The organism is Algoriphagus sp. NBT04N3 (assembly GCF_019443765.1).
In the GTDB taxonomy this organism is placed as follows: Bacteria; Bacteroidota; Bacteroidia; order Cytophagales; family Cyclobacteriaceae; genus Algoriphagus; species Algoriphagus ornithinivorans.
In genome coordinates this window covers 158,336-182,217 of sequence record NZ_CP048415.1, presented here as the reverse complement: position 1 = coordinate 182,217, position 23,882 = coordinate 158,336, and the positions used below count along the sequence as shown (strand labels likewise).

19 protein-coding genes and 1 pseudogene are annotated in these 23,882 nt (G+C 40.8%); 9 read left to right on the top strand and 11 right to left on the bottom strand.

Annotated elements, in window-relative coordinates; genetic code table 11:
- The first annotated feature begins 29 nt into the window (after positions 1-29).
- Positions 30-380, top strand: a complete 351-nt coding sequence (locus GYM62_RS00895) for a four helix bundle protein (protein ID WP_219957950.1) — start codon at positions 30-32, stop codon at positions 378-380.
- Positions 381-458: 78 nt separating this feature from the next.
- On the opposite strand, the gene GYM62_RS00890 is transcribed toward GYM62_RS00895, so the two are convergent.
- Complete coding sequence (locus GYM62_RS00890) at positions 459-1,769, bottom strand: pyridoxal phosphate-dependent aminotransferase (protein ID WP_219957949.1); 1,311 nt, start codon at positions 1,767-1,769, stop codon at positions 459-461.
- 294 nt (positions 1,770-2,063) lie between these two features.
- Here GYM62_RS00890 and GYM62_RS00885 point away from each other — a divergent pair, with 294 nt between their 5' ends.
- Positions 2,064-5,276: a T9SS type A sorting domain-containing protein gene (locus GYM62_RS00885; protein WP_219957948.1), complete on the top strand. Its 3,213-nt coding sequence runs from the start codon at positions 2,064-2,066 to the stop codon at positions 5,274-5,276.
- A gap of 229 nt (positions 5,277-5,505) precedes the next feature.
- Positions 5,506-6,738, top strand: a complete 1,233-nt coding sequence (locus GYM62_RS00880; protein WP_255590465.1) for a metallophosphoesterase — start codon at positions 5,506-5,508, stop codon at positions 6,736-6,738.
- Between the two features lie 281 nt (positions 6,739-7,019).
- Here the strand turns inward: GYM62_RS00880 and GYM62_RS00875 are convergent, their stop codons facing one another.
- Positions 7,020-7,433, bottom strand: coding sequence for a hypothetical protein (locus GYM62_RS00875; protein ID WP_219957947.1), 414 nt, complete (start codon positions 7,431-7,433; stop codon positions 7,020-7,022).
- A 14-nt stretch (positions 7,434-7,447) separates the two neighbouring features.
- Positions 7,448-7,642 carry a hypothetical protein gene (locus GYM62_RS00870; RefSeq protein WP_219957946.1) on the bottom strand — a complete coding sequence of 65 codons (195 nt, stop codon included), beginning with the start codon at positions 7,640-7,642 and terminating at the stop codon, positions 7,448-7,450.
- Positions 7,643-8,140: 498 nt separating this feature from the next.
- Here GYM62_RS00870 and GYM62_RS00865 point away from each other — a divergent pair, with 498 nt between their 5' ends.
- Entirely contained in the window at positions 8,141-9,244 is a 1,104-nt protein-coding gene (locus tag GYM62_RS00865; RefSeq protein WP_255590464.1) for an ATP-binding protein, read from the top strand.
- A 90-nt stretch (positions 9,245-9,334) separates the two neighbouring features.
- On the opposite strand, the gene ettA is transcribed toward GYM62_RS00865, so the two are convergent.
- Positions 9,335-11,014: an energy-dependent translational throttle protein EttA gene (ettA, locus tag GYM62_RS00860; protein ID WP_219957944.1), complete on the bottom strand. Its 1,680-nt coding sequence runs from the start codon at positions 11,012-11,014 to the stop codon at positions 9,335-9,337.
- Between the two features lie 130 nt (positions 11,015-11,144).
- On the opposite strand from ettA, the gene GYM62_RS00855 reads away from it, so the two are divergent.
- A complete protein-coding gene (locus GYM62_RS00855; protein WP_219957943.1) occupies positions 11,145-12,392 on the top strand; it encodes a DUF349 domain-containing protein in 1,248 nt (415 codons plus the stop codon).
- Positions 12,393-12,469: 77 nt separating this feature from the next.
- Positions 12,470-12,691 (top strand): DUF2795 domain-containing protein, encoded by a 222-nt coding sequence (locus GYM62_RS00850; protein WP_026952747.1) that lies wholly within the window; start codon positions 12,470-12,472, stop codon positions 12,689-12,691.
- Between the two features lie 79 nt (positions 12,692-12,770).
- Here the strand turns inward: GYM62_RS00850 and GYM62_RS00845 are convergent, their stop codons facing one another.
- The 6 genes and pseudogenes from GYM62_RS00845 to queA form a co-directional block, all read right to left on the bottom strand.
- Entirely contained in the window at positions 12,771-13,499 is a 729-nt protein-coding gene (locus tag GYM62_RS00845) for a LytTR family DNA-binding domain-containing protein (RefSeq protein ID WP_219957942.1), read from the bottom strand.
- The gene (locus GYM62_RS00840; RefSeq protein ID WP_255590463.1) at positions 13,496-14,536 is read right to left on the bottom strand and encodes a sensor histidine kinase; all 1,041 of its coding nucleotides are present in this window, start codon (positions 14,534-14,536) and stop codon (positions 13,496-13,498) included. The genes GYM62_RS00845 and GYM62_RS00840 overlap by 4 nt, the downstream gene beginning before the upstream one ends.
- Positions 14,537-14,562: 26 nt before the next feature.
- A complete protein-coding gene (locus tag GYM62_RS00835; protein WP_219957941.1) occupies positions 14,563-15,402 on the bottom strand; it encodes a LiaI-LiaF-like domain-containing protein in 840 nt (279 codons plus the stop codon).
- 302 nt (positions 15,403-15,704) lie between these two features.
- Positions 15,705-16,379: a 2-C-methyl-D-erythritol 4-phosphate cytidylyltransferase gene (locus tag GYM62_RS00830; RefSeq protein ID WP_219957940.1), complete on the bottom strand. Its 675-nt coding sequence runs from the start codon at positions 16,377-16,379 to the stop codon at positions 15,705-15,707.
- Positions 16,380-16,653: 274 nt separating this feature from the next.
- Positions 16,654-18,135 (bottom strand): annotated as a pseudogene (locus GYM62_RS00825) (IS1182 family transposase).
- A 150-nt stretch (positions 18,136-18,285) separates the two neighbouring features.
- Positions 18,286-19,335, bottom strand: a complete 1,050-nt coding sequence (gene queA / locus GYM62_RS00820) for a tRNA preQ1(34) S-adenosylmethionine ribosyltransferase-isomerase QueA (protein ID WP_091654882.1) — start codon at positions 19,333-19,335, stop codon at positions 18,286-18,288.
- A 125-nt stretch (positions 19,336-19,460) separates the two neighbouring features.
- On the opposite strand from queA, the gene GYM62_RS00815 reads away from it, so the two are divergent.
- Complete coding sequence (locus GYM62_RS00815) at positions 19,461-20,708, top strand: ABC transporter permease (RefSeq protein WP_219957939.1); 1,248 nt, start codon at positions 19,461-19,463, stop codon at positions 20,706-20,708.
- Positions 20,709-21,049: 341 nt separating this feature from the next.
- On the opposite strand, the gene recA is transcribed toward GYM62_RS00815, so the two are convergent.
- Complete coding sequence (recA, locus tag GYM62_RS00810; protein ID WP_091654884.1) at positions 21,050-22,078, bottom strand: recombinase RecA; 1,029 nt, start codon at positions 22,076-22,078, stop codon at positions 21,050-21,052.
- A 173-nt stretch (positions 22,079-22,251) separates the two neighbouring features.
- Between recA and GYM62_RS00805 the strand changes: the two genes are divergently transcribed.
- Together GYM62_RS00805 and GYM62_RS00800 are read left to right on the top strand one after the other, a co-directional pair.
- Entirely contained in the window at positions 22,252-23,040 is a 789-nt protein-coding gene (locus tag GYM62_RS00805) for a DUF3108 domain-containing protein (protein WP_091654885.1), read from the top strand.
- A 147-nt stretch (positions 23,041-23,187) separates the two neighbouring features.
- Positions 23,188-23,880 (top strand): response regulator transcription factor, encoded by a 693-nt coding sequence (locus tag GYM62_RS00800; protein WP_091654886.1) that lies wholly within the window; start codon positions 23,188-23,190, stop codon positions 23,878-23,880.
- Positions 23,881-23,882 lie beyond the last annotated feature (2 nt).

Sequence of the window (23,882 nt, the reverse complement as noted above, 5' to 3'; positions counted from 1 at the left end):
TGAAAGCTGAAACTTTTTAAAAAAACATCATGGATAGAGATCTGAAAGAAAGAACGAAAACATTTGCCTTTGAAGTAATCAAACTTGTTTCAGAATTGCCAAAAAATACCGCAGGCTTCGAATTAGGTAAACAATCGATTAAGTCTGGAACCTCAGTTGGTGCCAACTATCGATCCTCACAAAGAGGCAGATCTAGAGCTGAGTTTATCTCAAAACTATCCGTAGTTCAAGAAGAGGCAGACGAAACTGTATTTTGGCTTGAATTAATTATGGATAGCGAGCTACTAGGTTCAGAAAGAATTCTCCCTTTACTCAAAGAGTCAAATGAACTCACTGCCATTTTCACATCTATGGTGATCAATGCCAAAAGAAATTCTTGATGAACCCTGATTTCAGGTTCATCACTTAAGACCTGGGACTTTTTTTTCAGCTTTTTGATTTCAGACTTCAGACTTATTTTAGCTTTTTGACTTCAAATAACGCCGAATCGCTTTCCCCAATCTCTCAAAAGTATCTCTAAAGGTTTCTTCTTTTTCTTCCAATAGCGTTACGCGGAAGCCCCGCAGATCAGAACAAAATGAGGAAATAGGAACCACACAGATTCTTTCGGAACCAAGCAAGTAGTAAACAAAGCGCTTATCTAAGGGCATTTGCTTATCTGCAACCCATGCTTCCACCAAGGTTTTCACCCTAGCGTCCTCAATTTCTAAGGACTGATCAGATTTAAGAACTCCCTCTTCAAAAACAATGGTATTATAAAATGCTCCCTGTGTAGGGTTGAATTTAATTCCAGGTATATCGCCAAGAATCTCTGCCATCCAATCACTTCTTTTACCAATAGCTTCATTGGCTTTCTCCCTGTACGCTTTGTATTCAGGATGACTCATGATCTTAGGAATTGCCAGTTGGGGTAGGATGGTGGAACATACCTCTATCATCTTGGCATTTTCCAATGTTTGACAAAGTTTGGAGAACTCCTTGGATGCTTCGCGATTGTAAAATTCCATCCAACCACAGCGAGCTCCCGGCCAAGGAAACTCCTTGGATATGCCTTTCAAAGAAATTGCCGGTCTATCTCCGATTACTTCTGCCAGAGCTACTGCCTTAACTCCATTGTAGGTGATGTTTTGATAAATCTCATCAGCTATTAATAAAAGGTTAAACTCTTCAGCAATTTTCACAAAACCTTCCAATACCTCTTTGGGATAGACCATACCGGTAGGATTGTCCGGATTGATAATCAAAATTCCAACAATGGAGGGATTGTACTTGACCTTCATGTACAAATCATCCATATCCGGAAGCCATTGATTATCCGGGTCCAGTTTATAAGTGATAGGAGCTGTATTGGCATGGGCTGCCTCCGCTGAGCTATGAGTTGAGTAGGCGGGAGATGGGCCGATTATCCTTGCTGTAGGGATCAGAAATTGGTATAGTTTTGCAATTGCATCTCCAAGTCCATTGAAAAAAAGGATATCATCAGCACTCAATTTAACACCTCCCTGATGGTTGGTCAAGTTTGCCAAAAACGCTCTAGTCTCAGGCATTCCTTTGGAATCAGCATATCCATAGGTTTTATTTTCTTTGAGTAAGTCTGAAATGATTTCCTTCATCCAAGTAGGCACCTGATTACTTTTTTGGATAGGATCACCGATATTTTCCCAAGTGATGGGAAATCCCAAGGATTCAATTTGCCGTGCTTTCTTTACGATTCCACGGATTTCATAATTCAATTCCTCAGCTCCCGGGCGGAGCAGCAACTGTCTCATAGGTCAATAGGCTAGTGAAAAATTCCTCCACAAAGTAAATCATATTCAATGCTTTTAGCAGAAAAGAGAATTGGTTTTTCTTTTTAAAACCCTTAATTCCTTTCAAAAATTGACAATTTAAAGACCGGAGAATGATTGATGAGTTTTAAAAACAGAATTTTCTTTGGCATCAAATAATTTTCACATATATTTATAAATATTTCATATGCAGTAAAATGTATTTGGATTATTAGTTATTGAAAAATGATCGCCCTGACCATTTAATCAAACACTAACCAAATATCATTTGAAACGATGAAACAATTTTACCTGTCAAGGCTAATTGGGCTAATCTGCCTTCTAGTCTTTCCCCTCACTACCTTTGGGCAAACCAGAGGAAGCACATCTTCGGTGCAACAAAATCTCCGCTTTCAGGAAGACTTTAATTATATAAATCTAGACCCTAATCCGAATGTAGGAGGTGGAACCCGTGTAAATTTCAGTCATCAGTTTTCTAATAATTCAGGATCAAGCTTAGGAGCATCTATAGCAAAAGATATCCTGGCACAAAACGGAATCAATATTCCGGGTTGGTTAACGGAGCTTGCTGACTTGGGAGGTTCGGGTTTCTTTTGTTCCAGTATTTCGCCAACATTTTCTGCCAATGCATCTGTAGACGCCGGCGGATATTACCAAGTGCATTCTGTTGGTTCATCTAACATTAACTTAGACTACCCCGTGGAAGTCTTTATTGAATATCCAGAAGCTAATACCTTTGCTTGCGGAGAAACAGTTAGAATCAATACTTCCTATCAGATACTAGACCCAGGAAATGGAAATAAACTACGGGTAAGTCCTCCTTTTATCAATCAAGAAATAGGACCTTTAATTGATGACCTAAGCTTAAGCGCTTCTATTGGAATAGATGCTGAGGTCGGTTTTGGAGTTACCATTTATTATCCATGTTTAAGCGGAATTTGCTCAGAAGAGATCTGTTCGGACAAATTATATTTTAATGAAGGTAAAGAGTTTAAGCTCAGTCAATCTTTACCAAGCCTCCCTGCTTTAATCAATATCTGTGATAAAGCATTTGGTCCAAATGCAACTCAGGCTGATATTTTAGCATGTAGATGGTCGAGCTTGAGTCCTTTATTCAATATCGGTCAAAGTGCCTTAAACGCATATAACCGACAACAAGGAACCACTTATTCTTTAGCAACTTTCCCTGATCAAAACACTGTATTAATAGGTCCTCCAGATCTTCCACCCAATGGCCCGACTATTCCGGAATTTGAAGCTTCATTCAGAAATACAGCAAGTACTGAATTAAATTCATTTTCTTTAAATGGAGGCACAAAACTGAAAGTTTCAGGCAGTAAAAACTCTGTGACTCAAATGAATTATGATCTAGTTTCTCTACTAGACTATGCGGGGTGGACAACCTCCTTTAGCTTGGGCAATAATTTAGGAAGTATAGACGCTGGTGATGTTGCCCCTACGCTTACGATGGATCAAGAAATGGATTTCGAATATGATCCAAAAGTAAATTTAGCCATCAGTTTAGGGAGAGAGATGAATTATACTGTCTTTAATAATGATGGAAGTTTCTCCCATGCAGATTTTGGATCAACCGTTTCTCTATTCGCTGGACAATACATAGAAGCCCAGTTTCCTCAAGAATTAAGTTCTCCAGTCCCTATTAATGGACAGTCTTTTATTAATGGGGATTTCAAAAGCTTATCCAAGCAGGAAATTTTTGAAAGCACTAAAATCACCTTTGGGGAATTAAAAATCGGAAATGCAGTAGATATTACTCTGATTAACGAAGAAACTACTAGAGAAAAAATTGGAACCAATACCATCATCGACCATACCTTCAACCTTCAAGGAACACAAATTCTTGACCTTCCTGGCTTTTTGCTTGATCCCGAAAATCCGGTCATAGAAGTCAAAGATGTAATTACAAAAGATATCCTGAACATAGGGGGTGGTCAACGACAGGTGGTTTATGAAATAGAGCTCAGCAATGAAGGTGATGTTTTACTCAGCGAAGTTCAGTCCACTTTTGACCTAGCAGAAAGCTTTCAGGATGCTTCAAATTTCTTTGTCAATTGTATCAGCAGTAATGGCCTGATCGTCAATTCAGAATTTGATGGGGAAGTTGATAAAAACCTTTTAGCCAACGGGAATCAAATTGGTGTAGGTGAATCTTTTACCATAGAAGTTTTGGTAATTATCACCCCTGAAATTGCCTCAATTTCTGAATCTGGCTGCTTTGAGACAGTGGAGTATGACGTATTTGCGAAAGCGACCGGGGTAAGTCCAATTGGTACTTTTGTAGAAAACAATTTCAACCAATGTACTCAGGAGATAACAGGCCAAGACATTATCAACACCATTGACTTGGGTGCGGAAGTCATAGCTGAATTAAGTGATTTCAGTATTTACGGGTTCGAAGAGGTATACTTTAGCAAAAACTTCTCTGAATCTCAGGGTTCGGTTGGGTCTGCTGGCAATATGATTTTCGAAAATGTATCCTTACAAGGTGGAGCTCCTGTGACCATTGTTGGCGATATCTATGTGGCCGATGAGTTGATCTTGAGGGGAGAATCGCGGGTTGTGTTTGATTACATGCAACTTGGAAAAGAAGTAGACAGCCAGAAAAAATCAGGGCTTTTGCCACTGGGTGCAATTAGCCGAGAGTCTGACTGTGTAGTTTCCTTCGAACAGCCGATAATGGAAGTACCGGACAACAATTCCAAAGAGAAAATTCAGTTGAAAAAAGGAAAAACCATGGATCTCGTTCCTGGTATTTACCGCTCCATAGACATGCTGGAAGGCACTACCCTCAATTTAGTAAGTGGAGTGTATACCTTTGACAGCTGGAAAATTTCAGGCAAAAACACCCTTGTCAACTTCGATGTGAGCGATGGGCCTATTCTTATCCAAGTGAATAAATGGCTGCCTCATGCAGATCAGCAATATCTTGCAGGATCTGACGGCGCGCAAAGCATGGTCAGCATTCACTATTCAGGAAAAGAGCCTGTCAGATTTAAAAACACCTTCTTCCAAGGAAATATTCTATCGCCTTTTGCTTCGGTAGATTTCGCTGAAAATTCCGTTTTGGAAGGAACACTTTATGCCAATAAGGTGCAGTTTACCGACGGGTCTACTTTCAAAGGTCCAAAATATCTGATACCTCTGAATGCCAGCCCTGAATGCCAGCCTTTGGATGAGGCAGCAAGAAAACTGGAGGAAGAAGTTCAGGAAGTAGCTACAGAACTTGATAGAAGGACTGAGCAGATCAGAATGTATCCTAATCCGACTTCCAACATCTTGACAATAGATGGTATTCATCCGGAAATCCTTCCGGCGCAAGTATATATTTATGACAGCAATTTCAGATTGGTGAAATCCCTGCTGGCGACCAGCACGGATGTTCAATTCGCCATGCAGGACTTGGCGAATGGATTATACTTTATCCGAGTTGGGAATCTAGGAACACTCCATAGAATTATTAAAAACTAAAACCTGATTAAACCTTAATAGCATTAAAGCCGGGCATGTGTCCGGCTTTATTTTTTACCTATAAATAAATAGCATTCATAAACTTTCAGCATCTTATAGGATTAATGATCTTTATATTATTATCCGACTTCAACCTTTTATTGCCCAACTTGCCACATTGCAGTACGTTCAGGTAAATTCAGAGTGAATCATATCACTTATTAAAAACGATCCATCAAATTATCTTCCTGTGCTTTCAATCATTATCCGAATCTCTCTTTTCATCCTATTTATTGGCCTGATTGACTGGTATTCTTTCCAAGCCTTTAAGACGCTGTTCCCTTCTCAAACTTGGGTAAAAATAGGGTATTGGGCATTTTCAATCTTCATTTATCTATTTGTCATCTTTAGTTTTCTGACATTCGAAAGAGCTGCGCTCAGCCCTGCTTTTGGAAAAATGATTTCACTCCTATTTCTGTCTTTGATTCCAAAGCTGATTATTATCGCCTTTCTCTTTGGGGAAGATATACTTCGGTTTATTACTGGTGGATATTATTCCTTGGCTGAAAACAGGGAAGGTGGTTTTTTACCTGATCGAAGAAAATTCATCAGCCAAGCAGCCTTAGCAATTGCCGCTATTCCTTTTTTAGGGATTCTCCATGGAGTGCTGATTGGAAAATACCGCTATCGGGTGATGAAGCACACCCTAGAATTTAATGACCTACCGGAAGAGTTTGATGGGTTTACCCTCACTCAGATTTCAGATATTCATTCGGGCAGCTTTGACAACAAAAAGAAACTGGAATACGGGATCGACTTGATCAATCAGCAGAACTCAGATGTGATTCTGTTTACCGGGGATTTGGTCAATAATCAGGCATCTGAAATGGAGCCTTGGATCGAGACATTCAAAAAGCTGAAGGCTCCTATGGGTAAATATTCTATCCTAGGCAATCATGACTATGGTGATTACATGTCATGGCCAAATCGAGAAGCCAAGGTGCAGAATATGCAGCGACTTTTCCAGGTTCATGAAGAATTGGGCTTCAAATTACTTCGAAATGAAAGTCTTCCTATCAAAAGAGGTAATGCAAGCATCGATTTGATCGGGGTAGAAAACTGGGGTAAAGGCTTTGCACAATATGGCGACCTCAACAAAGCTACTGGCAGTCTTAATGAGAAAAGCTTCAAAATCCTGATGAGTCATGATCCCTCCCATTTTGATGAGCAAGTGAAAAGTTTCTCTCAGTTTATTCATCTGACACTGAGTGGACATACGCATGGGATGCAGTTTGGAATAGAGATTCCTGGATTTATCAAATGGAGTCCTGCTTCCCTCCGCTATCCCAAATGGGCTGGATTATACGAGGAAATGGGACGCTACTTGCATGTGAACCGTGGCTTTGGATTCCTGGCTTTTCCGGGGCGGGTAGGTATTTGGCCGGAGATTACGGTGTTGGAGTTGAGGAGGAAAATGGGCTAATCCAAAGTTTTAAAAAGCCAAAAAGCAAAAAGCTTGTATTGATAATATACAATAGCTTGTGTTTTCAATACAAGCTTTTAAACCTAATTGAAAACCAGCTATTTAACTAGCTGGTTTTCTTTCTATTCCGAATCCCCTCAACAAAAAAACAATCGCACCTAAGGCAATTCCTACTCCTAAAAGCCAATTGGGTAATGGAAACAAGTCCAAATACTTTACAACTAACAAAAGTCCAAGGCAAAGGAAAATGAAAGCATGCAGGTATTTGAATGTTTTTTGACTCATTTTCTTTTCAAAAGATATCTCGTGTGTGCGTTGGAATAGCCAAAAATTAGCGTGTCGCCTGAAAAGCCATAGCGATTAGTCCGACTCCCTACACTGGTGTTCATTTCCAATATTTGGTTATCGATGGTTTTCCATTGGAAAGTTGGAATGGCAGAATAGTCAATGGGAGCATTTATCCCCAACCTTTTTGCATCGTCCCGAAAGAACTGCGGATCAATGATCCATCTCCCATCTCTTGTGAAAGTTTCGATGTAGCTCTTTCCGTAAAACTCATCTTTGACGATTTCTCCATTTTCGTCTTTTGAAAAAAGCATCGTCCATTTCCCAACCAAGCGGGGGTCTCGCTCTGCTTTTTGAATAAATGCTGCAGTACAGACCAATAGAACTAATAAAAAATATATCGTTTTCATTGAGCCTAGGTTAGTTATTTCTTTTCTTTCAATCCTACACGAAGGAGTATTCCCTGAGAAAAAACCAGAAAAACCATGGCTATCGCTGTGAAATTAGGGACAGTATCTGCTTCATTAAGCCATAAACCACTTTGCCATAAAGAAAGGCCTCCAATCACCAAAGCAATCAGAATCATGGCTATGTGAAATCTAAATCTTCGCTGACTCATCGGTTAAAATCATTTCATTCAATTTGTGAAATCAGCTCTCAAAAATCAATTAATTTGATAATTATATTAAAAAAACCTGATCACCCACAATCATGCCAGCTGCCTTATTTTCTTTGTTTGACTGGTTGGATGACCGATGACCGGTACTTCCTGATTCTGATCCTTTCAGCAGACAATAAGCCGTCTTTTTGTCAATACTGGTAAGAAAGCGGACATGCATATAAAAAAAAATTCTCTATTCAATCAAGCGACATCTTACTTAGTGAGCCTTTGCCTAAAAAACCATTTAACATCTAGTCAAATTCTCTTACTTGTATCTAAAAGGAAAAAAACAGAACACATTCAATGTAGTATCAATTCGACAATTTTTGTTTATTTTTGTCGAATCTATCCTTCATAAAAGTGGAAAAACTCTTTTATTTTAATGAGATTCTAAAAAAGCAGGTCCAAACTGACTTTCTCAGGAGCCTATTTCATCTAATCAATTGGAATCAGAGAATGATTGCAATTACAGGTGCAAGAGGGGTAGGAAAAACCACCCTAATGCTTCAACATCAAGTTTTGGGTCTTGAAAAAGAATCTAGATCTCTTTATGTCTCCCTAGATCACCCCTATTTTTTTGATCATTCACTTCTTAGCTTGGCAGAGCAATTTTACAAAGAAGGTGGACGGTTTCTATTTATCGATGAGGTGCACAAATTCCCAAATTGGTCCAGAGAGTTGAAAATGATTTATGACCTTTTCCCTACTCTAAAAACGGTCTTTTCAGCTTCCTCAGCTTTGGAGATTTTCAAAGGCGAGTCCGATCTAAGCCGGAGAGTAATGATCTACCACCTGCATGGCTTGTCATTTAGAGAATATCTTTCCTACCAACTCAAAATGACATTTGAAGCTTATACACTGCAGGAAATTATTCAAAATCATGAGACTATAGTTCGAAGCTTGATGTCTGAGCTGGAAGAAAGGGTGCTTCGATTGTTTAAGGAATATTTAGAATGGGGTTATTACCCATTTGCTTTGGAGCTAAACAAAAAGGAATCACAAATCAGAATCAATCAGGTAATTAATGTGATTCTCGATACTGATATGGCGTACGCGGAGGGCTATACAGCTGCTACAGCCCACAAGCTTAAGAAATTACTGGCAGTCCTAGCAGAAACAGTCCCATTTCAGCCCAACGTATCCGAACTAGCAAGAAAATTAGGGATCGCAAGAGATACTATTTATCAATATCTCAAACTATTGGAAAGAGGCCTTTTAATCTCACCTCTCTACGCTCAGGGAAAAGGTATTTCCTTATTTCAAAAACCAGAAAAATTATTTTTGGAAAACACCAATTTGGCTTTTGCTCTTCAAAACTATCCGGACCTCGGAAATCTCCGAGAAACATTTTTCTTTAATCAACTTCGAAATGCTGGAAAAGAGGTGCTATCTCCAAAGTCGGGTGATTTTTTGATTGATGGTCAGCTTTTTGAAATCGGAGGAAAATCAAAAAACAAAAAGCAAATCGCCCAAGAAGCTTCAGCCTTCGTGGTAGCGGATGATATTTTAATCGGCTACCAAAATAAAATTCCTCTTTGGCTTTTTGGCTTCTTGTATTAAAACCTTGAAGATGAAAACAAAACCCCTCGAAGATCTCTCCTCGAGGGGTATTGTTTCAGCTTTCTGATTTTAGCCTTCTGACTTCCAAGCTTACTTCAGATTTTTATATCGAATTCGTTTCGGTGTCACATCGCCCAGCCTTTTCTTCTTATTCTCTTCATAATCGGAGAAGTTGCCTTCAAACCAGTAAACTTGAGAATCTCCTTCAAATGCCAAGATATGCGTACATATTCTATCCAGGAACCAACGGTCGTGAGAAATGATCACCGCACAGCCGCCGAAATTTTCCAAAGCTTCCTCCAAAGCCCGAAGCGTATTCACATCCAAGTCGTTGGTAGGTTCATCCAAAAGCAAAAGGTTGCCTCCTTCTTTCAAAGTCAAAGCCAAGTGAACTCGGTTTCGCTCTCCGCCAGACAATACTCCTACTTTTTTCTCCTGATCCGATCCTGCAAAGTTGAACTTGGACACATAAGCTCTGGAATTCACTTCCTTATTCCCTAGCTTCATCAGTTCATTTCCTTCCGAAATCGTCTGATAAACGGTTTTATTGGCATCCAATGAATCGTGCTCTTGGTCCACGTAGGCCAATTTCACCGTCTCTCCTACCTCAAAATTCCCCGCATCCGGTTTTTCCTGCCCAGTAATCAATTTGAACAAAGTGGATTTACCAGCACCATTAGGACCAATAATCCCTACAATACCACCCTGGGGCAATGCAAAGCTGAGGTTTTCAAATAATAGTTTATCACCATAGGCTTTTGAAACATTATTAGCTTCAATCACCTTGGCACCCAACCTTGGCCCTGGGGGAATAAATAATTCCAGTTTGGCTTCTTTCTCCTTTGCTTCTTCTCCAACTAGCTTATCGTAGGCATTCAAACGTGCCTTTCCTTTGGACTGCCTTGCTTTAGGAGACATTCGGATCCATTCCAATTCTCGCTCCAAGGTTTTTTGACGTTTGGATTCAGTCTTTTCTTCTTGCTTCAATCGCTGTTGCTTTTGATCCAGCCAGGAAGAATAGTTTCCTTTCCAAGGAATCCCTTCTCCTCTATCCAGTTCCAAAATCCAACCTGCCACGTTATCCAAGAAATAACGGTCGTGAGTTACGGCGATGACAGTTCCTTTGTAGTTTTTCAAATGTTGCTCCAACCAATGCACAGATTCTGCATCCAAGTGGTTGGTAGGTTCATCAAGTAGTAATACGTCTGGCTCCTGAAGTAGCAGCCTACAAAGTGCCACTCTTCTTTTTTCTCCACCGGAAAGGTTGGCCACGTTGGCGTCACTAGGAGGCAGTCTAAGAGCATCCATTGCCTTATCCAGCATCACGTCCAGTTCCCAGGCATTGGCGGCGTCTAGCTTCTCCTGAACCTCTCCCTGACGGGTAATCAATTTATCCATCGCATCCGGATCTTCCATTAGAGCCGGATCCATGAATTTTTCATTGATTTCTTCAAACTCCTTCAGTAAATTGACCGTGTCAGCTACCGCTTCTTCTACGATTTCTTTGACGGTTTTACTTGGGTCCAATTTGGGTTCCTGCTCCAGCATTCCAACAGTGTACCCCGGGGAGAATACTACTTCTCCGATGTAGTCTTTATCAATTCCGGCAATAATCCGAAGCAAGGAAGATTTACCCGAACCGTTCAAACCAAGGACACCGATTTTGGCTCCGTAAAAAAATGAGAGATAAATATCTTTGAGTACTTTTTTCTGTGGCGGATAGACTTTGGAGACTCCAGCCATGGAAAAGATGATTTTTTCTGCGCTCATGCGATGAATTTTTCTTGAGAAATTGCGTTAAACAGCAAAGATGCAAAAAAAGCCCTTTCTTAGGATAAGTGCTTTTGAATTAATTAATTTGCGGAAAATTGAAAACGACCACCTAACCTACTGTAGAACAATGGAGCATCCGTATGGATACATTAAGGACAATAAAGTTTATTTGAAGGGATTTCTTGGAAAAGCAGATAGGGAGATCGGTGAAGTAAAAGAAGATGAAGCCTCTACCATCGCTTATTTCGAGGATCGATTTGAGCAAATCAAAGAAAAGGTAGAAAAACTGAAATCCGATATTCAGGAAAACCAGAATAAGGGATCCTTTTTAATGAAACTGATTCACCTGAGAGATTCATTGTATGAATCAGATGCCTTAGGAGACTTTATCCCTTTGATCGAAGAACTCAATCAGCAGGAAGAATACCTGAATGAAATTATACAGGCTAATCGGGCTAAAAACCTGGAAGTAAAAAAAGCCTTGATTCTGGAAGCAGAGTCTATGAAGGACGATACTGACTGGAAAGCCACGACCGAATTTTATAAAGACTTGAAAATGCGCTGGATCAAAACCGGTCCAGTTGAAAAAGAGATTCAGGAAGAAATTGAAACTCAATTCAATGATGCTGTACAGCATTTCTTCGAAAACAGAAGACATTTCTTTGAAGGAATGGCTCTTCAGGCAGAGGAAAACATCAAAGTCTATGAAGCCTTGGTTGTTCAGGCAAGAGAAGCACATGATCTTCCCGACGCCAAAATGGCTTTTGAAATCAGCAAGAAAATTCAGAAAGAATGGAAATCAGCCGGAAAGGTGCCTGCAGAAAAAAGGCAGCCTTTGTGGGATGAGTTTTCTCGCTTGAACAACAGAATTTTCTCCAGATATAAGCGTACGCTCAACCCTGGTCCTCAGATGCATCCCCGTGAGGTGATGAAAAAAGTTGAAACCTTGACTGAGGAGATCAAAAAGCTGGCAGGTCAACCTACCACTCCAGAATTGATCAATCAGGCTAAGGAGATTCAGCAGGAATGGAGAAAACTTCCTCCTAGAAAACCTAAAGATGCCAACTTACTGGCAAGATCATTTCAGTTCTTTTCAGATATAGTCTTTGAAAAAGCATTTCTGGAAAAGCTGGTCCATGGAAAATATCCTGATTTTGATAATAAATCTGTTCAGGAACAAAATCAGATCAAAACTGCTTTACTGAAAGACTTACTTCATAGAGATCAAACGGAATACAATACAGCTCAGGGAAATACGGATAATTTCCAGGTTAGAAGCAGTGATTTCGAGATAATGATGAAGAAGAAACTGTCAGGATTAAAGAGAAAAGTTGATGTAAAAAATTATATTTTGAAGCAACTTTCTTACAAATAATCAGTACACGATTACATATTAGAAAAAAAAGATAATTTTGCAACCTTAAAATCCGGAACACCTTTAAAATAAACACTATGTACTGGACACTTGAATTAGCATCCTACCTTGAGGACGCTCCCTGGCCAGCAACCAAGGATGAGTTGATTGATTACGCCATCCGATCTGGTGCGCCACTAGAAGTAGTGGAAAACCTCCAAGAACTGGAGGATGACGGAGAGCCTTATGAAACTATCGAAGAAATTTGGCCGGATTACCCGACCAAAGATGATTTCTTCTTCAACGAGGACGAATATTAATACCAAAGCCCCGGATTTTTTCGGGGCTTTTTTCTGAATTTTACTAAAACTGAGGTTTTTAACCAGCCTCTTTCTGGGCTTATAAACCTAAAACTTGCCTCAATCTGGCATAACCGGACTTACTAACCGGTAGTTTCTCTCCATTTTTCAAATAAACCAGATAGCTATCCCGCTCATAGGGTTCAATTCGGGTAATGGAATTCAAATTGAGCATAAAAGACCGATGAATTCTCGCAAACCTATCCGGGTCCAATGCATCCTCGAGAGACTTCATCGTCATTTTCTTCAGATACTTCCCTGAATCTGTGTGAATAGCGATGTAATCATCCTGAGCCTCGAAATACTGGACTTCAGCAACTGGAATGATCTTAATTTCATTTTTTACTCGAACGACTAAACGATTGCTTTTCTCAGCCATTTCTGAAATTCCTTCGGTACTGGTAGGCTCACCTTCATTTCGGCTTTCCAGAAATTTATTTATTGCCTGCTCAAACCTGCTTTGTGAAAAGGGTTTGAGTAAATAGTCCACTGCCTTTGCATCAAAGGCTTTCAAAGCGTACTGGTCAAAAGCCGTGGTAAAGATTACAGCAGGTGGTTCATCCAAGAGTTCCAATAATTCAAAGCCCGTGATTTTCGGCATTTGAACATCTAAAAAAATTAAATCAGGTTCATGCTTTTGAATAGCTTTCATGGCCTGAAAGCCATCTTGACAAATTTCCAGAATCTCAAATTGAGGATAGTTTTGCAGGTATTCCTCCACTACCGAAGCAGCCAAGGGTTCATCATCTATGATTAAAGTACGGATCATTTCAGCTGGGGTATTTTGAGTTGAATAGAAAACAGTGAGTTTTCACTGGACTTTTCTAAGAGATCATTTCTTCCAAATAAAAGGTAAAGTCTGCGCTCCACCGAACTCAGCCCAAAACCGGTTCCTCCCGGTGAGGGCGATTCCGGATCGAAGGGGTTTTCAAGTTTTAAAATCAAATAATTCTGTTCTTTGAAAGCCTTCAGACTGATCATCACCTCTCCCGTCACACCATAAAGTCCATGCTTAATGGAGTTTTCCAATAAAGGCTGAATGAGTAACTGAGGGATTTTCATTTGCAATATCTCATCAGGCACGTCAATTTCTACCTGAAGTCTATGTCCAAACCTCACTTTTTCAATTTCCAAATAGAGTTTGAGAAATGAAAGCTCTTCTTCCAAACTAAGCCAAGCCTTTAAGTCCTTTCGAATAGTTCCACGCAAAAAATCGGAAAGTTGCAAAACCATTTGTCTTGCCTTTTGAGGCTGAGAGACAACCAGTGCATTGATGGAATTGAGACTATTGAATAGAAAATGAGGTTGCAACTGCTGTCGTAACTGGGACAATTCAGCCTCTCGGGATAATTCCATCATGTGAATTTCCCGCTTTTGTGAATCCTCCTGCTGCTCTAATCTTGCGACTACAATTGCCAGCAAAGTCACCATGACCTCAGCCAAGGCCAAGATGGCCCATCTGAGATAAAAATGTTGCTGGAGAAATGAATAGTATTCCTCTTCATCTTGGAAAAACCATTGCAGCCCAAAGCGATGAATTACAGCACCGATTAAACTGAGGAAGAGAGGTAAGATTAACAGTAAGATGACGTTTCTCCCTTTTGGAGAATAAAAGCTAAAAACACGATCCAATATCAAAACCGCACCAATGAATAAGCCGGTATACACTGCGGCATCGGTCAATGCAATTTTGAAGGAAACTTGATAGTGAATGAGAATGAGGATACAGGCAAGGAGCCAGATTACTCCGGCTCCTTGAATGACCCAATTGGCTTTGGAAGGGGAAGAAAATGCTTTGGAAAACAAAATCTTAAAGTTTTGAAGGAAGTTCGTTAAAATGATTTGATTTCCAAACCTCCAAATAGAATGGTTCCACGCAAAACCAGCACCTTATCAGGATCTACTTCCGATTGTCTGTAGATACGCTTATCCTCTACCCCTGCGGCTATGTTGGTTACTTCTGTACGCACATCCCAATGAGGCGGAACGATCAGCTTCATCCCTCCAAAAATCACATCTACCTGCATGGTTACCACCCCATTTAGATCTGCTTGGCTAAGATTTAAATCTATGCCTCCAAAAGCTGCTGTTAGTTTACCTCCTTGGAAGTTTTTGGAAAGCACTCTCTTATTCACCCCGCTGAAAATCGCATCGATATTGACGCGGTCAGAGTAGGAAATTCCTGAAACTCCGCCCATTCCAGTGGCAGAAGTCCCATAGTCATCCTTGTCAGACTCTACCTGAGCGTCTTCCACATCCGAGGAAGAAAAAGAACTTCCAGAACTGGACTTGAATGATTTATTTCGGATTTGCTCCTGTACATTATCCAAGATCCTTTTCTCCTTCTGCTTTTGAGTAATCAAATACAGACCAAGTAGAATTAAGGCTACCGGGAAAATGTAGTTTTCGATTCCGAAATCAAATCCAAACTCTCTTTCGAGCAAGAAATAGAGACCAAAACCGAGCAAAATTGAGCCAAAGAATGACTCGAATTTATGCTTGATTAATACGACCGTACCTATCACGATTAGGATCATTGGCCAGGAAAGTAACCATCCCGGGTAAAAAATTCCAAGCTTCCTTAAAAGGAGTAATAAGCCTATACCGAGGATTACAAATCCGAAAACCAATCCTCCATCATTGCTGGACTTAGGGTTAGAATATTTTGCCATTGCTTTTTTGTTTAAAATGATGCTCAAAACTATCCTGAGAAGCCAATATGCCCAATCTCAAATAGGCAAAGCCCGCAAAAAGTCGGTGAACACATACAAAAAGTTGGTGAAAATGCTTGAGGTTTTGGCTTGTCGGTAGAAAAATCCAGATCCAAGTATGGATTAGGATTGGGTAGAAATATTTTGACGTAAATCCCCCTTGCCCCATTTGAAAGGGGATTGGCTTCCGCTAGAGCAAAGGTTTATTCTACTATTTGAAGGATTTCTGGTACTATAAAAGCTTTGGAGATAGTTTCTAAGCTTTACTTTTTGCTGGCTAAAAATTCCGCGTAATCCATATCCTCCGGGGTGGTGATTTTGATGTTTTCAGGATTTCCTGGAATTAAACTTACCTGCCAACCCTGATGCTCATAAACTGTAGCATCATCAGTAAACTGAGGGAGTTCTGTGGTTTCAAAAGCTTTGCGTATTTTTTCCAACTGAAAAGTTTGAGGAGTCTGTACCAAGCGAAAATACTGCCTCTCCTGATAGAATGATTTTCCATCATCGGTTAGCTTTCTGATGGAGTCTTTCAAGGAAACCACTGCTATGGCACTTCCTTTTTGAGCAGCCTCCTGAAAGCTATCCTGAATTACAGATTCCTTAACGAAAGGTCTGACTCCATCATGAATGGCAACCAGTCCAGAGTTGAAAGAAACTGCCTTTAATCCATTTTTCACAGATTGGAATCTGGAGTTTCCCCCTGCTACTATATGATGTGCAATTGAAAAATGATGCTTTTCTACCAATTCTTGCCAAAGCCCAAAATCCATTTCAGGTAAGACTAAGATCAACTCTATCTCTGGTTCGGCTTTTGAAAAAACTTCCAGCGTATGCATCAAAATAGGCTTTCCCGCAATTGGTAAATATTGTTTGGAAACAGGACCTCCCATCCGGGTTCCTTTCCCTCCGGCAACCAAAATAGCAGCTTTCTTCATATTCTAATTTTGGGCAAATGTAGGCAGTATGATGCTTAGCGTGTTTAACCTTAGATTATCAAAAAATGAAAATACAAAAAAAGAGGCTGTCTCATAAATAGTTTTCACATTTAGAGATATTCGATTTTGCGCAATAGAGGCCGATTTTTGATTTTCGGCCTCTATTTTTTTGACCGGGGTTCACATGAGTTGTTTTTTAGGGTCATGGATGGATACTGTGCTCCACTTGCTTTTGTCTTTGTTTTGGGATGAAAAAATGGACATTTAAGGCTGTTCATCCCGCCTTTTTGGCCAGGTTGTGGGCAATGGCCAGAAGGCCTGTTTCAACGGCCACTTTTGCGCTACCGCGGAGCATGAAACGGCTTCTGCCCTTGTTGTATTTGAAGTGTCCGAAGACCGGTTCGACATCGATGGCCCGTTGCTTTCTTTTCTGAATACCTCGCTCTGAGGTTAGCCGTTCCTTTGCTTTGGCTTTCTGTTGCTGGAGTCTTGTGTTGACCTTGATGACTTTGTTTCCCTCCCCGGGATGGCAAGCTGCGGAGAGTGGACAGCCGGAACAGTTTTTAGCCTGATAGTGGCGATAGTGTTGAACGAATCCGGTTGATGTTTTACCGGTGCTTTTCCCGCTCTTTTCCATGGGCTGTCCCATGGGGCAGATGTAGCGGTCGTTTTGCGGGTCGTAATGGAGGTTGTCGAGTAGTCCCATAGACTTTCTTTGCTTTGGATTCCTGTTGAAGTTCTTTGTGGAAATAGTTGTACTTGACGAAGGCTTCGATCTGGTTTTCCTCCAGGAAGCAGTAGTTTTCCTCACTGCCGTATCCCGCATCGGCTGTGTAGCTGGAGGATAGAAACCGTAGAGCTGACAGTATTTTTCCAGATGAGGTTTGAGGGTCAGCGTATCGGTGGGATTGGGATGCAGGGAGTAGTTGACCACAAACTGTCCGTGGGTACTGAGCTGAAGGTTGTAGGCGGGCTTGAGCTGTCCGTTTTTCATGTGGTCTTCCTTCATCCGCATGAAGGTGGCATCGGGATCGGTTTTGGAGTAGCTGTTGCGTCCTGCCAGGATCTGTTCTTTTTGGTCATATTCTTCCAGTTTGGGGCCAGTGCTTTTTGGCGTAGTTTAGTTTCTGCTTCACTTTTTGTCCACAGGCTTGTCCTGCAGGGCCCGGTTGATCTTGTCCACGGTCTGAGACACTTTCTCCGGACTGGGGTTGATAAAGTCGGGCTCTTCGGCTCCCAGCTCCCGGGCGGCTACCGAACCTGCGTATTCCCAGAGTTCCTGGAGCTGTTTGCTGATCCGCTCCTTGTTCTTTTTGATCGCCTTACCCCAGACAAACGTGTAACGGTTGGCATTGGCCTCTATCTTGGTACCGTCGGTATAGACCTCCTTGATATCCAGAAGGCCTTCTTGATGAAGCAGCAGTACCACTTTGGAGAATATATCGCCGATCACCGGCTTGAGCCGTTCGGAACGAAAGCGGTTGATCGTGTGGTGGTCGGGACGCTGCATCCCCGAAAGCCACATGTACACGATGTTTTCCCGGGTAGCCTTCTCCAGCTTACGGGACGAAAAGCAATTTTCAAGATAGCCATAAACCAAAATCTTCAGCAGCATCCGGGGATGGTAGCTGCTGGCACCGTTTTGCCAATAATAGGCATACACCGAGGAAAGATCGATCTGATCCATCACCGAATTAACGGTTCGGGCTGGATGATGGGCTGGAATTAATTCTTCCAAACTCGGAGGAAGAAGCATCAGCTGGTTGGGAGAATAGTCTTTAAAGACTATATTCGTGTCTTGTTTTTGCACACCTCAAAATACCTATTTTGAGTTAAACAAGAAAGGCTAGCCGAGAAATCAGCTAGCCTATTAAACTATCTACTTTTGAGACAGCCTCTTTATATTTTAAAGGATCAACATCGCATCCCCGTAAGAGAAGAAGCGGTATTTCTCTTTGATTGCTTCTTTGTATGCTTTCATGATCAAATCGTATCCACCAAATGCAGAAGCTGTCATTAACAGCGTTGACTCTGGCAAGTGGAAATTAGTGATCAAAGCATTGGCGATTTTAAACTCGTAAGGAGGGATGATGAATTTATCAGTCCAGCCGCTTGAAGCTTTCAACCTGCCATTGGCAGTCACGGAAGATTCTATGGTTTTCAAGGAAGTAGTTCCAACTGCAACAACACGCTTTTTATTATCCAAGGCCTCATTGACCAAACCCACGGTCTTCTCTGGGATATCATAATTCTCAGAGTCCATTTTATGCTTCGTCAAATCCTCCACATCTACTTGACGGAAGGTGCCTAAGCCAACATGCAAAGTGATTGGGCTTACTTCTACTCCCTGCAATTCCAGTCTTTTCAACAAATGCGGAGTGAAGTGCAACCCAGCTGTAGGTGCGGCTACTGCTCCTACATTTTTAGCAAAAACAGTCTGATATCTTTCTCTGTCTTCCGGCTCAATTTTTCGGTCGATGATCTCCTTCAAGAGAGGAGTTTCTCCCAAAGTATCAATCGTCTTGTGGAATTCTTCTTCTGTTCCATCAAATAAGAAACGGATAGTACGTCCTCTTGATGTGGTGTTGTCGATTACTTCGGCTACTAGGTCGGAATCTCCGAAATACAATTTATTACCTACACGGATTTTTCTGGCAGGATCTACCAAAACATCCCAAAGTCTTAACTCAGGATTTAATTCTCTGAGCAAAAAAACTTCAATTTCTGCCCCCGTTTTTTCTTTATTTCCGTAAAGTCTTGCTGGGAAAACCTTGGTGTCATTGGTTACAAATACATCTCCTTCACCGAAGTACTCGATGATATCTTTGAATGATCTGTGCTCAATTTCTCCTGTTTTCCGGTGAACCACCATTAACCGGGATTCATCTCGGTTATCTGTCGGATAAAGGGCGATAAGTTTCTTTGGTACGTCAAATTTGAAATCTGATAATTTCATAGAGAAGCTTTAGATGTAAGAGCTTGATTATTTTGATTTAGAATTACTCTAAAAAATGCAAAGATAATAACATAATAGGCAAAATCCGCTAACTTGATGAATTGTTTTAATCAAAACCCAAAAGCATGCTCTTTTTCCAACTCACCTGGGAAAGTTTCCGCTTCGCAATCAGTGCGCTTAAATCCAATTTGACCCGTACCATATTATCCCTCCTAGGGGTTACAGTGGGGATTTTCGCCATCATCGCAGTATTCACATTGGTGGATTCTTTGGAAAACAATATCAAATCTTCCTTTTCATTTCTTGGTACCAATGTGATGCGAGTTGATAGATTCCCTTTTGCATCTGGTCCTCAGGATTATCCTTGGTGGAAATATTTCAGACGCCCAAGCGCCACTGTTGCTGAGTATAGGTTTCTGGAACAACGCCTAGGTTCAGCTGAAGCAGTAACCATTTCAGCTTCTGCCACCACCACTGTTCAAGCCGGAAGCAATGCCTTTCAGGGAACTCAGCTCACTGGAGTAGCCTATACCTATCAAGACGTCTATGAAATTGCTCTTGAAGAAGGTCGCTACTTTTCAGAAATGGAAATTAATGCCTCGCGAAACTTGGCAATCATCGGAAAAACCATTGCCAACACACTTTATCCCAATCAAACTGCCATTGGCAAGGAGATAAAGATGAAAGGAATGAAATTCATTGTGGTGGGAATATTTGAGGAAGAGGGTGAAGGCTTATTTGATTTACCATCTAAAGATGAGGCTGCTTTGATCCCTTATGGAGCTTTTACCAAACTTTTCTACACCGGAAGAAATGGAATTGAGCCTACGATTGCAGCAAAAGGCAGAGAAGATGACATTGGGTTGGTTGCTCTGGAAAATGAAATGACCGGACTCCTCCGCGCCAAAAGAGGCCTTAAACCAGTTGAGGAAAACAATTTTGCCCTCAATAAAACCGAATTTATTCAAAATGCCATTGGATCAATTTTCGATGTTATTTCAGCCGCAGGCTGGGTTATCGGTGGATTTTCTATTCTGGTTGGTGGATTTGGTATCGCCAATATCATGTTTGTATCCGTACGGGAGAGAACCAATATCATCGGTATTCAAAAGTCCCTGGGAGCAAAAAATTATTTCATTCTTTTCCAGTTTCTATTTGAAGCTGTTTGCCTCAGCTTAATCGGAGGTGGTACAGGAATTATCCTAGTTTATTTCCTCAGCTTTGTGCAGTTGGGGAGCTTGGACTTAGTCCTTTCATTCTCCAATATTATTCTAGGATTAGGCGTTTCCTCAGTGATAGGTATTGTTTCGGGAATTGTTCCCGCAACACTCGCTGCAAGATTGGATCCTGTAGAAGCAATTCGATCCAACTAAACATAAAAAAAGGAGAGCTTAAACGGCTCTCCTTTTTTGTTTTGAAAGTATCATCTTTCTCTCCATAATTATTCTATGTGGCACATATGACTGCCAAAGGTTGAATTGATTTAAGCTTCGGTCTTATTGCCCAACAACCTTAAGATAATCCCAACCTTTCCGATCATAATATTTGACCTATCTAATATGTATATCCTCTTTCTCGGCAGGAAGAGAAAAATATGGCTTAGAATTAGCCAGATGGATCAGAATCTGCAAGCCTCGGTCATCGGTCTTCCACTTCGAAAAGCATGGAAAGTATGGCAATTGGCATAATTGCGAATATTCAGAAAATTTAATTTCTATTCCTCCATATCCGCAACCGGCTCAGTTGGCAAAAGCCCTGAAGCTGATTTGATTTTTCCTTCCAGCTCTTCCATCAACTCCGGATTGTCAAGTAATAGATTTTTAACTGCATCCCTTCCTTGACCCAATTTCTCTCCATTGTAGGAGAACCAAGATCCAGCCTTTTTGATGATGTCAAACTCTACACCCAAATCGATAATCTCTCCAACTTTGGATATACCCTGACCATACATGATGTCAAACTCCACCACTTTGAAAGGAGGCGCCACTTTATTTTTCACCACTTTTACCCGGGTTCTGTTACCCAAAATATTATCAGCACTTTCTTTGATCTGACCGATTCTTCTGATATCCAGACGAACTGATGCATAGAACTTCAAGGCATTACCACCTGTTGTAGTCTCCGGGTTTCCGAACATGACTCCGATCTTTTCTCTCAACTGGTTGATAAAAATACATGCACAGCCAGTCTTGTTAATAGCTCCGGTCAGTTTTCTCAAGGCTTGAGACATCAAACGAGCTTGCAAACCCATTTTACTCTCTCCCATTTCGCCTTCGAGTTCACCCTTAGGCACCAATGCTGCCACTGAGTCTATAACAATGATGTCAATAGCTCCGGAACGAATCAAGTGTTCCGCAATTTCCAATGCCTGCTCTCCATTGTCTGGCTGAGATATCAATAAGTTTTCGGTATCAATTCCCAACTTTTCTGCATAGCTCTTATCAAAAGCATGTTCAGCATCAATGAAAGCGGCCAAACCACCTGCCTTTTGAGCCTCAGCAATGCAATGCATAGTCAAAGTCGTCTTACCGGATGATTCAGGTCCATAAATCTCAATTACTCTACCTCTAGGAATACCTCCTACACCCAAAGCCATATCCAAGCCCAATGATCCGGTGGAAATTGCCGGCACATCCTGCACCTTATTATCACTCAGCTTCATCACTGCCCCTTTACCGTAGGTTTTTTCGAGTTTATCGATGGTGAGTTGAAGTGCTTTTAATTTTTCTGCGTTATTACTCATGTGTTTATTAGTATAGAATCAAAGTATGAAGTTAAAGATTGCTAAGTCCTCCGCCAAAAACTGTCGAACTCTTAAAATCTCTGACAAATTCGTAATTTTAAGTCCCAAACGGCACGCTTTTTCGTATATAATCTGAAATTACACTGTTTTTGTCAGGTATTGTCAAAAAATTTATGCTCAACCCAAAAATCCTATACTTCTCTCTCCTCTTTTTCTTCGTTCAACCGGTTTTTTCACAAAATTCCGCAACGGAGCCATACACCTTTGGTGAGGAGTTGAATTTTGAAGTGAGCTATGGCTGGTTTAACCTGGCAGATGCAAAAATGGAAATAGCCAGAAAGCCTCATTTACAGGATAGCAAGCCTCATTACAAAATTGATGTGTATGGCAAAACAAAAGGAGCCGCGACTATTTTCGGAAAAGTAAATGACAATTGGGGAACATTGATAGACATGGACTCCAAGCTTCCATCTCTTTCCTATAGACATATTGAAGAAGGCAAATACAGAAAGCATGAAAAAGTAACTTTTGATCAAAAAAATCAAAAAGCCTTCATGCAACTCTATGACCGGGAAAATAAGTCTTTGAAGGAAGAAAGAGAATTTAAGCTACCTGGACAGGTGCAGGATTTGGTCAGTGGTTTTTATTATTTGAGAACCTTAAACCTAAAAAACCTGAAGCCAGGAGACCAATTGGTCATTCGTGGATTCTTTGATAAAGAAATATATAACATAAAATTAATTTACGAGGGCACTGAAAAACTCGAAACAGAGATCGGCACAAAGGATACTTATATTTTTTCTCCCCAGCTACCTAAAAACAACCTTTTTCGAGGTGAGTACCCGGTAAAAGTGTGGGTGACCCAGGATCAAAATAAAATCCCTGTTAAAATCAAGGCCAACTTATTCCTCGGCTCTATCAATTTGGACATCAAATCTGCCAAGGGATTACGCTATAATTAATCCAAAGAATTAATATTTACTTAACATTCGGATTGGAATTTGGCCAGTTCTGGCTTAAAAATACCCCGTAGTTTTTCCTATCCCTGAATAAAATTGGCAGCAATCTCCAAATATTCTTTAATTTGAAAGAATTAACAGAAACACTCCATGGGCGACAAACAGAAAATCAAAGTCCTGGTCGTAGATGACGAGCCAGACATAGTTGAGATTCTAAAGTACAACCTACAAAAAGAAGGCTATGAAGTAGCTACTGCTGAAGACGGGATCAAGGCAGTAAAAACTGCTTCAAAGTTCAAACCGGATGTGATACTTTTGGATATCATGATGCCTCACCAGGATGGGGTGGAAACCTGCCGTCAAATCCGGGAAATCCCAGAGCTAAAAAATACTTTTGTCATTTTCCTTACCGCCAGAATGGAAGAATATTCAGAGGTAGCAGCCTTTGATGTAGGAGCAGATGATTATATCACCAAGCCTATTAAGCCTAGGGCTTTGATGAGTAGGATTGCCGCACTTTTTAGAAGAGAATCGAAAAAAGATCAGGATCTGGCTCAGATAAAAATCAGGGATTTATTAATCGATCGGGGTAGCTATACCATTGAAAAATCCGGTAAAACCATTACCCTTCCTAAGAAGGAATTTGAATTATTGTATTTCCTAGCCAAAAACCCTAATATGGTGTTCAGTAGAGATGAGTTGCTTCAGAATATCTGGGGATCAGATGTATTTGTACTTGCCAGAACGGTGGATGTGCATATACGGAAGGTTCGGGAAAAAATCGGAGATGACTACATCACTACTGTAAAAGGTGTAGGATATAAATTCGATTTGGGTTCCTAATT